We start from the raw sequence: 12396 nt of genomic DNA, 5'->3' as shown, positions 1-12396 counted from the left end.
TAAAAAGGAAAAGTGACGAATAATCAATTCATTTGTGATCTAAATCACCAAAAGCACAAGATTGAATCACTCTTCTGTCTATAAAATTACCTCAACAACAATGAGAAATGACATGAAAACCTACATTCCTGGTAAAGATGCAGCACTTGAAGATTCCATCAATCACTTTCATCAATTACTAAAAGACTATGATCTTGAAGCAAAAGAAGCATCATGGCTAAATCCCGTACCGAATGTTTGGTCTGTCCATATTCAAAATAAAGCATGCCCGGCATGTTTTACGAATGGTAAAGGTGCAAGTAAGAAAGCAACATTAGCCTCTGCACTTGGTGAATATTTTGAGCGCCTTTCAACCAATTATTTCTTTTCTGATTTTTATTTGGGTAAAAATGCAGCTAATGCTGATTTTGTTCACTACCCTAGTGAAAAATGGTTTCCTATCCCTAAAAATAATGCACTGCCAAAAGGTATTTTAACTAAAAAACTCTTAGGGTTTTATGATGAAGACAAACAACTCACTGCAACAGATTTGGTCGATTTACAATCAAGCCATCTAGAACGTGGGATTTGTACTTTACCTTTCATTCAACAGTCAGACCAACAAACGGTTTACGTTCCGGTGAATCTAATTGCAAACCTTTATGCATCAAATGGTATGTCAGCAGGTAATACACGTAACGAAGCGCGTGTGCAAGGTTTATCCGAAGTTTTTGAGCGTTATGTTAAAAACCGAATTATCACTCAGGCAATTAGTCTGCCAGAAATTCCTCAATCAGTCTTAGAGCGTTACCCGAATACAGTAGAATCAATCAAAACATTAGAACAAGAAGGTTTCCCAATTACTTGTTTTGATGCGTCACTTGGCGGCCAATACCCCGTTATTTGCGTGGTATTATTTAATCCAGCAAATGGGACATGTTATGCTTCTTTTGGTGCACACCCTAACTTTGGGGTTGCTTTAGAAAGAACAGTAACCGAACTATTACAAGGTCGCAGTTTAAAAGATTTAGATGTCTTTTCACCGCCTTCTTTTGATAATGATGATGTTGCAGATCTCAGCAATTTAGAAACCCATTTTATCGATTCAAGTGGCTTAATTTCTTGGGATTTATTCAATCAAAAAGCGGATTATGAATTTGCTGATTGGTCTTTCGTTAGTGCAGATGGGGTTCGTTCAACGGAACAAGAATTTCATGATTTAATGCAGATTATTCATCAACAAAATGTTGAAGTACTGATCATGGATTATGAACATTTAGGCGTTTATGCGTGCCGTATCTTGGCGGTTGGTATGTCTGAAATCTATCCGCCTGAAGACCTTTTAATTGCCAATAACAACATGGCGATTCATTGGCGTGATACGATTTTATCTTTACCAAGTAGTCAATTAAAAGCGCAGCACTATCTTGAGTTAATCGAACAACTTGATGATGATAACTTGGATGATTTTGCGCGTGTCAGGGAGCTACTCGGTCTTGCAACGGGTAAAGATAATGCATGGTATACATTACGAATTGGTGAACTCAAATCCATGTTAGCTTTAGCAGGCAAAGACCTTGAACAAGCAAAACTATGGCTTGATTGGACAATTGACATGAACAGTTCCATTTTTAGTTCACAACGTAATCATGCTTATCGTTGTTTATTAACGTTAGTTGATTTTGCCTTAATGCGTGATGCTAAACAATTCCCGGATTATCAAATTGCCTTTAATAAAATGTATGGAGAAGAGTGTGTTAACGAAATGTGGCAATATGTCACGGGTAAAAAACGCTTCTTTGGGTTATTTGATGTTGATGAGAATCTAACCCAGTTTCCAGCACACCAGCAATTACTAGGCGTTTACAATAAATTACATCAGGCAATGATGAAATAGTTCGATGTGAAGCCTTTATACGGTGAGACTTGATTGTTCACTCATACAAATCGGTAAGATAAGTAAAACCAATCTTACCGATTATCATCATAACCTAATTGATATTTTTTGCTACTGTCAGTAAACTAAATCCTTAATCAATGAAAGAGTGTTGTCATGAAAAAGATTTCTGACTTAATCATACGCAACCATGCATGGTCTGCAAAAGTCGCCCAAGATGATCCTGATTTTTTTAAACATCTTGCTATTGCCCAGCGCCCAAGGTTTTTATGGATTGGTTGCTCGGATAGTCGTGTTCCAGCTGAAAAGTTAACTGAACTTGAACCCGGTGAATTATTCGTTCACCGAAATGTAGCAAATCTAGTGATACATACCGATCTAAACTGCTTATCTGTCGTTCAATATGCCATTGATGTATTAGGTGTTGAAGATATCATTATTTGCGGTCATTTAGATTGCGGTGGAATTCGCGCAGCCGTGGAAAACCCTGATTTGGGTTTAATCAATAATTGGCTGTTACATATTCGAGATATCTGGTTTCGCTATAGTTCATTAATTGGTGAGTTTCCTGCCGAAAAACGTATGGATATTTTATGTGAACTCAATGTTATTGAACAAGTTTATAACTTAGGTCATTCAACGATTTTACAATCGGCATGGCAACGTGGTCAAAAAGTTAATATTCATGGCTGGGTATATGGGATTGATAATGGGCGTATTACTGACCTTAAAATCAGTTCTTCAAGTCGCGAAAACTTAGAAATTCATTACCGTGAAGCCATTTCTAACTTACTTAATCAGCATGATATTTACGACGAAAATAAAATTTAATTATTTTTGATGTAGATGGTGTACAACCTGATTACTACTACCCCGCCATATTAGTTTAGGATCAGCAAGATCCTGAACAAATTTACCATCAATAAGCACATCAATATGCGCTAATACCGCTTGTTGTTGTGCCGTTAGTTCATCAAGTTTATAACCCGTCCATAGCCAAATATCTTTGGCGTCACACTCATTTTTAACACGTTGAACCAGTTTAAGAATTGTTGGCACGTTTTGGGGATGCAAAGGATCGCCACCCGATAAGGACAACCCTTGGCGTTTAATCTCTTTATTCTGTAAATCGTGAATAATTTGATCTTCAAGCTCTTGCGTAAAAAGACAGCCTGAATTAAGTGACCATGTGCTTTTATTATAACAACCACGGCATTGATGAACGCAACCAGCCACAAACAATGTGCATCGTGTCCCTGGCCCATTCACTACATCAATTGAATAATAACGATGATAATTCATTATCTTTAATGCCTAATTAAATCTTGATTGTCACTAGCTAAAATAATACAGATCATAGGATACCTGATCGTGGTGATAGTCATGTCGTCGTTAGATAACCGACGACACAATATATGTGGGCACTAACCGAGTTGTCCATTACCAAGATGTTTTACGCGGCGTTTAACTTCTTCTTGCTTACCCGCATTAAATGGTCTTGCATCAGGGCTACCTAAATAGCCACAAACACGTCTTGTTACTGACACTTTGGCTGAATCATGGTTCCCACAGCTAGGGCAAACAAAACCTTTGCTAGTACACGAAAACTCACCTGCAAAGCCACATTCATAGCACTCATCAATTGGGGTGTTCGTGCCATAGTAAGGTACACGGCTATAGCTATAATCCCAAACATCTTCTAATGCTTTTACATTATTAATCATATTCGGGTATTCACCATAACAAATGAACCCTCCACTTGCTAACGGTGGATAGTATTTTTCAAATTCAATTTTCTCATAAGGGTTGACTTTTTTCTCAACGTCTAAATGAAAACTATTTGTATAGTAGCCTTTTTCTGTCACGTCGGGAATGACACCAAACTCAGCGGTATCTAAGCGACAAAATCTATCGCATAGGTTTTCACTTGGTGTACTATACAGACTAAACCCATAACCCGTCTCTTTTTTCCATTGTTCAACAACTTGACTTAATTTAGCAACAATTTGTAAACCTTTTTCTCGCAATGTGTCACTATCAAATGGATGCGTTTTGTTACTAAAGAGTGCATTTAGCGTTTCATGGATACCAATATAACCTAATGAAATGGATGCTCGCCCGTGTTTAAAAATATCTAATACGGAATCATCTTCTTTAAGACGGACACCACACGCTCCTTCCATATAAAGAATCGGTGCAACCCTAGCTTTAACGCCTTCCAGTCTTGCAATACGAGTCATTAACGCTTTTTTACAGAGTTCTAAACGCTTATCAAGTAGTGACCAAAATTTCGTTTCATCCCCTTTAGCTTCGATCGCAATACGTGGTAAATTTAAGCTAATAACGCCAAGATTATTACGTCCATCATGAATCTGTTTGCCCTCTTCTTCATAGACACCCAAGAAACTACGACATCCCATCGGCGTTTTGAAAGAGCCAGTCACTTCAACGACTTTTTCATAATTTAAAATATCGGGATACATTCGTTTAGATGCGCAATCTAATGCTAATTGCTTAATATCGTAATTGACGTCGCCTGCTTTATGATTAATGCCATCTTTAATCGCAAATACCAATTTAGGAAATACTGCTGTTTTATGGTTTTTCCCTAAACCTCTAATTCTGACTTTCAAAATTGACTCTTGAATTAATCTCGATTCCCAACTGGTTCCTAAACCAAAACCGAATGTGACAAAAGGTGTTTGACCATTAGCGGTATGCAACGTATTGACTTCATATTCTAAAGATTGAAATGCATCATAGCACTCTTTTGCAGTGCGATCTTCGGCATATGCTGTGGCATCCGGAATATTCCATTCTTCTGCTATTTTCTTGTGTTTTTCAAAACTGATGGTGACAAATTTAGCTAGAATTTCATCAATACGATTAATTGTTGTACCACCATAAATATGACTGGCCACTTGTGCAATAATCTGTGCAGTTACAGCCGTTGCCGTTGCGATCGATTTTGGCGGTTCAATTTCAGCATTACCCATTTTAAATCCGTTGGTTAACATGCCGTCTAAATCAATTAACATACAGTTAAACATAGGGAAAAACGGTGCGTAATCAAGGTCGTGGTAATGTATTTCACCACGTTCGTGGGCCTGAGAAATATCTTTTGGTAAAAGATATTGTTTCGCATAGTGACGAGCAACAATTCCTGCTAATAAATCACGTTGAGTAGGAATCACTTTACTATCTTTATTCGCATTTTCATTTAAAATTGAGATATTACTCTGCTCGATAAGACCTTTAATATCCTGATTTAATCGACTACGTTGTTCACGTACACGATCACGATCATGGCGATATTCGATATATTTTCTAGCAAGTTTTTTGTATGGTCCTGACATTAATTGATTTTCAACTGAATTTTGAATTTCATTAATATCGACACTGTCTCTATCTGTCATCTGATTAGTGACAACTTTAGCAACTGATGCACAATAATCAGGATCATTGACATTAGCAGCTACCGCTGCCTTCAAAATAGCATCACGAATTCGGCTTTCATTGAAAGCAGTTTGGCATCCGTCTCGTTTAATTACTACTGGCATTTTGTATTCCCCAAACTAAAATAAAACAATATATAGACATTTTTAGAGAATTATACACCACATATTGTGTTTTTCTACATGATATATCCAGAGAGGAAAATTGATAGGAAAAATCTTAATTTTGAGTTAAAACACTATCCGTCTTTATTTAATGACAGATCAACAATATAAAAAAAGCACCAGATGGTGCTTTTGCATGATTATACCATCATTACCAGTTAACGCCCATACCAATATTGTAGTTAGTATTGTTCGAGTCACCATCGCGTGTTTTACTTTTCTCTTTTGTAAGACTGGTATTAATTGATAGCCAGTCAGTTAAACGATAAGCAATTCCAGCGGTTGCAGAGAGATCCAAATCAACGTCATTATTAAAACTCCGGCCGACTTCACCCGTTGTAAAGAATTTCAACGATTTCCCTGCGAAAAATTGATAATAATTCCATTTAACCGAACCCATTGGATGCGTGGAATCATTGCCGTTTCGATAATCAATTTTCTGATAGCTGACTAAACCAGTGAATGATAGCGCTGATAATTCATCTTCCCATACTTGCCAACCAGGACCTGTACCAAAACTTGTTTTCGTTTTTATATCTTCAATCCAATCATGCTTATACTGAACATTACCTTGCCAGAAAAATGACGGTGTAAAAAACCGGTCAACTTCATATTGGGTGGTATAATAGTAGTTACTGGTTTCTTGGTCATCTTTCGCTCTAAAAAGTGAAGCTCGTAGACCATGACGCCATAAATCATATTTAGCTGTAACATTACCATTTAAACTATATTGTTCTGATTTCGAAGAACCTTTGTTGTAATAAGCTCCTGCATTAAGACCACCATTTATGATTAAATCACTTGGCGCTAAAGAAGCTTGTGTATTTTTAGTGATGGTTAAATCATTGTTTATAGGTAATGTTTTATTACCTTCGCGCGTCACTAAGGTAATATTGCTGTCACCGCCTGATTGAATTGCATCGGCATATTGTGCTTGTGAGAATAGTCCATCTTTAATTTTGACAGGTTCATCGATAGAGAAAGTTTTGATTTTGCTGTTATCAATTGAAATAGTGCCAGCGTATTCGGTTTCGATTAAGACTTTGCTACCATCAACTAATTTAATCTTACCAGACAAATTATCCCCATTTTTGAGTTGAATCATATCACCCCAAGCAATAAAAGATGTAAATATGCCAAGTACTGATGTTGTTAATAACTTATAAACCATAATTTGAACCCCAAATGTTAATAAAAATAATAACTTATTTATAAACTAACAAGTTAAGGATAGGGAAGCCAATTTGTTTTCTCTATAGATTTGATTGAGAAGTCGACGTAAATAACAAGAAGTCTCTTTATTATGAAAAGATAAAGAGACTTTAAAGCGTTAAATTATTGCTGTGCTTTTAACTGCATCGCAATTTCTTTAGCAAAATAAGTCAGTACACCATCAGCACCGGCCCGTTTAAAACATAATAATGACTCCATAATCACGGACTCTTGGAGCCAACCATTTTTAATCGCCGCCATTAACATGGCATATTCGCCTGAAACTTGATAAGCAAATGTTGGTACAGCAAAGGTCTCTTTGACTTGGCGTAAAATATCAAGATAAGGCATGCCTGGCTTCACCATAACCATATCCGCCCCCTCTTGTAAATCTTGATAAACTTCTTGCAACGCTTCACGGCTATTGGCAGGATCGAGCTGATAGGTCTTTTTATTACCGCCTTTAATATTTGATGATGAGCCAACAGCATCACGGAAAGGCCCATAAAAACTAGATGCATATTTTGCTGAATACGCCATAATTTGCGTATTCACAAAACCGCAATCCTCAAGCTCACAGCGAATACCACCGATTCGTCCATCCATCATATCGCTAGGAGCGACGATATCAACCCCGGCTTCGGCTTGAACCATTGCCTGCCTAATTAATGTCTCAACAGTTATATCATTTTGCACATACCCATGATCATCGATGATGCCATCTTGCCCATGTATTGTGTAAGGATCGAGCGCCACATCCGTCAAAATCCCTAATTCAGGCATTTCTTTTTTAAGTGCCCTTACAGCGCGTGGAACCAGCCCATCTTCATTGAATGCTTCTTCTGCTAGGAGTGACTTTTTATCATGCTCAATAGCAGGGAATAGCGATAAAACAGGAATACCTAGCTTAGCGACGGCTTCAGCTTCTTTAAGTAACACATCAACACTCATTCTGTTGACATTTGGCATCGAAGCAACAGGTTGGGTAATGTTTTTACCTTCTACAATAAAAACAGGATAAATCAAGTCATTTACGGTTAAATGATTTTCGGCAACTAAGCGGCGGCTAAAATCATGAGCACGCAAACGACGTAAACGTCGTTGTGGAAATTCGCCCGAAAGAATTGATGACATATTAATAACTCCTTTGGTATATCAATCTTTGTTTATGTGCACTATTATCGGACGGTCGTTAATGATAAGCAAATTAAAAATGAAACTCTTTAGCGGATAACTCTGAATATACATTTGTAGTTGATAAAACAAATTATCTTGATAAAACACTTTACAAGCGCTATCTATTAGCAGTACAATTCAGCACTAATTTTTTAACGCTAGCCATTTTGATATCTGACACTAGGCTGGTAAAAATCCAATAATTTGAGGTGAGAGGCACATGCCAGTAATTAAAGTACGTGAAAATGAACCTTTCGATGTTGCATTACGTCGTTTTAAACGTTCTTGTGAAAAAGCAGGAATCTTAGCTGAAGTTCGTAATCGTGAGTTTTATGAAAAACCAACCACGATCCGTAAACGCGCTAAAGCTGCTGCGGTAAAACGTCATGCGAAGAAACTAGAAAGAGAAAACGCACGTCGTATTCGTTTATACTAATAACATTATTAGTCATAAACTATATAGTCTTATACTATAAAATAGTCCAGATATATACGCAAACCGTACTACATGTACGGTTTGTTGTCTTTGTTATATAGCAAGTTGGATAGAGTCACCATGAAGCGAATTCCTCAAGACTTTATTATTGACCTGATTGCAAGAATCAACATTGTTGATGTTGTTGGGCAGCGGATCAAAATAAAAAAACGAGGTAAAGACTATTGGGGAAACTGTCCCTTTCATAACGAAAAAACCCCTTCTTTTTCTGTCAGTGAAAAAAAACAAATGTACTACTGTTTTGGCTGTGGTGCTGGTGGTTCTGCGATTGATTTCATGATGAATTATGACCGCTTGTCTTACCCTGAAGCGATTGAAGAATTAGCTAATTTGCATGGTATAACAGTTCCTTTTATTGAAACTTCGACAGATAATACGGGGCAACAGAATAAATCTCAAGTATCCGGGCAAAACGTTCGGCGTGAATTGTATAATCTGATGGGGAAATTAGCGAATTTTTACCACGCTCAACTCGATACAGATCAAGCACAAAAAGCCAGAGAATATCTCATTCATAGGGGATTAGATGAAACAACCATTAATCACTATAATATTGGCTATTCTCCAGATGACTGGCGTTTGACATTTAATCAAATAGCGAAAAGCACGCAAGAAAAAAAACTTTACGATCAAGCTGGGATGCTAGTCAGCAATGATGCCGGTAATCAATACGATCGTTTTCGCGGCCGTATTATGTTCCCAATTCGTGATCGTCAAGGCAATATTATTGCATTTGGTGGGCGTACAATAAAAGCCAATGAATCTGCGAAATATATTAATTCACCCGAAACAGCTATATTCCACAAAGGTTATCAACTTTATGGATTATATGAAGCACAGCAGATTAATCGCAATCCCGATAAGCTACTTGTGGTTGAAGGCTATATGGATGTGGTGTCCCTTGCCCAATTCGGAATTAGCTATGCCGTCGCCGCATTAGGCACCGCGACCACAGAAGATCATATTAAATTATTGTTCAGAGCAACGGATAATATTATTTTTTGCTTCGATGGTGATGAAGCGGGTCGTCGCGCTGCATGGCGGGCTCTCAATGTATTGTTACCAACATTGATTGATGGCAAACAAATTAAGTTTGCCTTCTTACCAGAAGGTGAAGATCCTGATAGCTTAGTTCGTAAAGAAGGCAAAGATGCTTTTGAGCAACGTTTAGATGATGGCTTAACCCTATCAAAATTCTTATTCGAAGAACTCGTTGTTCAAGTTGACTTGAAAACATCAGAAGGTAAATCCAAGCTCAGTTCACTTGCTTTACCATTAATTAGTCAGGTTAAAGCCCAATCTTTTGCCCTGACACTCAAGCAACAACTTGGCGATTATCTTGGTTTTTTAGATATGAACCAGATTGATAAGCTGATACAGCAACATACATCAAGTCCTTCAACTGAAGCTGAATCTGAAAAATCAGCGCCAATTATCAAAATGAAGCTAACCACGATGCGCATTTTGATTGGTTTATTGATTCAAAATCCTGAACTTTCAAAATTAGTGCCTGATGTGGCGAGTTTAAAACAAGTTAACCTTGCTGGAATTGAGCTGTTTATAGAATTGCTAAAAATTTGCCATGATCATCCAAACATTTTGACCGCACAGATTTTGGCTGAGTATGCCAATAAACCGATTATTAAACAGCTTAACTTGTTAGCAATTTGGGAACATAAATACCCAGAAGAGGAAATCTCAACGATTTTTTCTCATACTTTAAAAGAGTTATATGATAATATATTGGCCCAAAGGCAAGACGAACTGATTGCTAAAGATCGCGTGACAAAGCTCACTGCTGCAGAAAAAAAAGAATTAGCAACCTTGATACTTGTTTTATCAAAAAAAGACTAAATATAGATAAAAGAGCAGCTTAATTGCTGAGACAAAAAACAATACTCAATTATGATTAATATTGGGGTGGCTATGAAGTTAACTTACTTGCTAATTAGCCAAAATAGCTTAAGTAAGAATTGAATAATATACTTTTAAAACAACAGATAAATCTAAACAGATAGATAAGATACAGCTAATTAACTAGCTCTCACTATACAAATAGTAATCATCTTTTGCGTTTATTGATTGATAATAAAAGTATTTAGTCGGGTAACCCGTTTACCCATTACTAAACAACAAAATGTGGATATTTTGATATGGAGCAAAACTCTCAGTCACAACTAAAGCATCTTATTATCCGAGGTAAAGAACTTGGGTATTTAACGTATGCTGATGTCAATGATCATTTACCAGAAGAAATTATTGATTCGGATCAAATCGAAGATATCATTCAAATGATAAATGATATGGGTATTCAAGTACTTGAAGAAGCCCCTGATACAGATGAAATGCTTTTATCGGATAATGTTCCAGACGAAGAAGCCGTTGAAGCAGCAACAGCACTTGTATTATCAAACGTAGAATCAGAAATTGGCCGTACAACTGACCCAGTGCGTATGTATATGCGTGAAATGGGTGCTGTCGAGTTATTAACTCGTGAAGGCGAAATTGATATTGCAAAACGTATTGAAGATGGTATCAATCAAGTTCAGACGTCTGTTTCTGAATACCCAGAAGCAATTACCTATCTTTTAGAGCAATATAATCTTGTTGAAAAAGGTGTGGTTCGTCTTTCAGATTTAATCACTGGTTTTGTTGACCCAAATGCCGAAGAAGGCCTTGAAGAATTACCAGAAGAGCTTGAAGTTGAATCTGAAAATATTGATATCGACGACGATGAAGACGAAGATGAAGATAGTGAATCAGAATCAACAGATGATGATACATCGATTGATCCTGAAGTGGCTAAAGCAAAATTTGCAGAATTAAAAGAGCAACATGAAAAAACATCTGTTGCAATCAAAAAAAATGGCCGTTCACACAAGAAAGCACAACAAGAAATTGAAAACTTATCGGAAATCTTCAAACAATTCCGTTTAGTGGGTAAACAATTTGATATTCTTGTTAATAATATGCGTGAAATGATGGATCGCGTCAGAACGCACGAACGCGTTATCATGAAAATGTGTGTTGAACAGTGTAAAATGCCGAAAAAGCAATTTATGACACATTTCACTGGCAGTGAAAACAACATGAGTTGGTATGACAAAGCGGTTAAATCAAAGAATACCTATGCCGTAAAATTAAAAGAATTTGAACCGCAAATTGCAGAGCAAATTGAACAGTTACAAACGATTGAAACCGAAACCAACCTTTCTATTGAGCAAATCAAAGACATTAACCGTCGTATGTCGATTGGTGAAGCAAAAGCGAGACGCGCGAAGAAAGAGATGGTTGAAGCAAACTTACGTCTTGTTATCTCAATTGCTAAAAAATACACTAACCGTGGATTACAGTTCTTAGACCTGATTCAAGAAGGAAACATTGGTCTAATGAAAGCGGTTGATAAGTTTGAATACCGTCGTGGTTATAAATTCTCAACTTATGCAACTTGGTGGATTCGTCAAGCAATAACGCGTTCAATTGCTGACCAAGCAAGAACAATTCGTATTCCTGTGCATATGATTGAAACGATTAACAAACTTAACCGTATTTCGCGTCAAATTTTGCAAGAAATTGGTCGAGAACCAACACCGGAAGAGCTATCTGAAAAAATGCAGATGCCTGAAGATAAAATCCGTAAAGTATTGAAAATTGCCAAAGAGCCAATTTCAATGGAAACCCCTGTTGGTGATGATGAAGATTCTCACCTTGGTGATTTTATTGAAGATACCGCAATTGAGCAACCACTTGATGCTGCAACGTCTGAAAGTCTTCGCGCCGCAACCAGAGACATTTTATCGGGTTTAACGCCAAGAGAAGCAAAAGTACTTCGCATGCGTTTTGGTATCGATATGAATACTGATCATACGCTTGAAGAAGTGGGTAAACAATTTGATGTTACGCGTGAACGTATTCGTCAAATCGAAGCCAAAGCACTACGTAAATTACGTCATCCAAGCCGTTCGGATGTATTACGTAGTTTCCTTGACGAATAATATCGTTATGATATCCGCTGC

Annotated in this window: 9 protein-coding genes; 5 read left to right on the top strand and 4 right to left on the bottom strand. The window is 37.2% G+C overall.

Going from position 1 to position 12396, the window contains the following annotated elements:
* The first annotated feature begins 112 nt into the window (after positions 1–112).
* Together ycaO and can are read left to right on the top strand one after the other, a co-directional pair.
* Positions 113–1876 (top strand): 30S ribosomal protein S12 methylthiotransferase accessory factor YcaO, encoded by a 1764-nt coding sequence (gene ycaO / locus ABEA36_RS00565; RefSeq protein ID WP_345487637.1) that lies wholly within the window; start codon positions 113–115, stop codon positions 1874–1876.
* A gap of 156 nt (positions 1877–2032) precedes the next feature.
* A complete protein-coding gene (can, locus tag ABEA36_RS00560) occupies positions 2033–2707 on the top strand; it encodes a carbonate dehydratase (RefSeq protein ID WP_345487635.1) in 675 nt (224 codons plus the stop codon).
* Here can and nrdG read toward each other — a convergent pair whose 3' ends face one another.
* The 4 genes from nrdG to hemB all read right to left on the bottom strand — a co-directional run bounded on the left by nrdG (position 2708) and on the right by hemB (position 7842).
* Positions 2708–3178, bottom strand: a complete 471-nt coding sequence (gene nrdG, locus ABEA36_RS00555) for an anaerobic ribonucleoside-triphosphate reductase-activating protein (RefSeq protein WP_345487633.1) — start codon at positions 3176–3178, stop codon at positions 2708–2710.
* 122 nt (positions 3179–3300) lie between these two features.
* Complete coding sequence (nrdD, locus tag ABEA36_RS00550; RefSeq protein ID WP_345487631.1) at positions 3301–5436, bottom strand: anaerobic ribonucleoside-triphosphate reductase; 2136 nt, start codon at positions 5434–5436, stop codon at positions 3301–3303.
* 211 nt (positions 5437–5647) lie between these two features.
* Positions 5648–6667: a DUF481 domain-containing protein gene (locus ABEA36_RS00545; RefSeq protein WP_345487629.1), complete on the bottom strand. Its 1020-nt coding sequence runs from the start codon at positions 6665–6667 to the stop codon at positions 5648–5650.
* Between the two features lie 164 nt (positions 6668–6831).
* Positions 6832–7842, bottom strand: coding sequence for a porphobilinogen synthase (hemB, locus tag ABEA36_RS00540; protein WP_345487627.1), 1011 nt, complete (start codon positions 7840–7842; stop codon positions 6832–6834).
* Between the two features lie 262 nt (positions 7843–8104).
* Between hemB and rpsU the strand changes: the two genes are divergently transcribed.
* From rpsU to rpoD, 3 genes are all read left to right on the top strand, one after another.
* A complete protein-coding gene (gene rpsU / locus ABEA36_RS00535) occupies positions 8105–8320 on the top strand; it encodes a 30S ribosomal protein S21 (RefSeq protein WP_121145465.1) in 216 nt (71 codons plus the stop codon).
* Positions 8321–8440: 120 nt separating this feature from the next.
* Positions 8441–10234 carry a DNA primase gene (gene dnaG, locus ABEA36_RS00530; RefSeq protein ID WP_345487617.1) on the top strand — a complete coding sequence of 598 codons (1794 nt, stop codon included), beginning with the start codon at positions 8441–8443 and terminating at the stop codon, positions 10232–10234.
* A 299-nt stretch (positions 10235–10533) separates the two neighbouring features.
* Positions 10534–12375 carry an RNA polymerase sigma factor RpoD gene (gene rpoD / locus ABEA36_RS00525; RefSeq protein ID WP_345487615.1) on the top strand — a complete coding sequence of 614 codons (1842 nt, stop codon included), beginning with the start codon at positions 10534–10536 and terminating at the stop codon, positions 12373–12375.
* Positions 12376–12396 lie beyond the last annotated feature (21 nt).

Origin of the sequence: Orbus sasakiae (genome assembly GCF_039542345.1) — a bacterium.
Taxonomy (GTDB): domain Bacteria; phylum Pseudomonadota; class Gammaproteobacteria; order Enterobacterales; family Orbaceae; genus Orbus; species Orbus sasakiae.
This window is presented reverse-complemented; position numbering and strand designations above follow the sequence as displayed.

Bases quoted from the DNA above. Each gene is read 5' to 3' on its own strand.
- hemB (WP_345487627.1), bottom strand. From the start codon at position 7,842: ATGTCATCAATTCTTTCGGGCGAATTTCCACAACGACGTTTACGTCGT.
- ycaO (WP_345487637.1), top strand. From the start codon at position 113: ATGAAAACCTACATTCCTGGTAAAGATGCAGCACTTGAAGATTCCATC.
- ABEA36_RS00545 (WP_345487629.1), bottom strand. From the start codon at position 6,667: ATGGTTTATAAGTTATTAACAACATCAGTACTTGGCATATTTACATCT.
- dnaG (WP_345487617.1), top strand. From the start codon at position 8,441: ATGAAGCGAATTCCTCAAGACTTTATTATTGACCTGATTGCAAGAATC.
- can (WP_345487635.1), top strand. From the start codon at position 2,033: ATGAAAAAGATTTCTGACTTAATCATACGCAACCATGCATGGTCTGCA.
- nrdD (WP_345487631.1), bottom strand. From the start codon at position 5,436: ATGCCAGTAGTAATTAAACGAGACGGATGCCAAACTGCTTTCAATGAA.
- nrdG (WP_345487633.1), bottom strand. From the start codon at position 3,178: ATGAATTATCATCGTTATTATTCAATTGATGTAGTGAATGGGCCAGGG.
- rpsU (WP_121145465.1), top strand. From the start codon at position 8,105: ATGCCAGTAATTAAAGTACGTGAAAATGAACCTTTCGATGTTGCATTA.
- rpoD (WP_345487615.1), top strand. From the start codon at position 10,534: ATGGAGCAAAACTCTCAGTCACAACTAAAGCATCTTATTATCCGAGGT.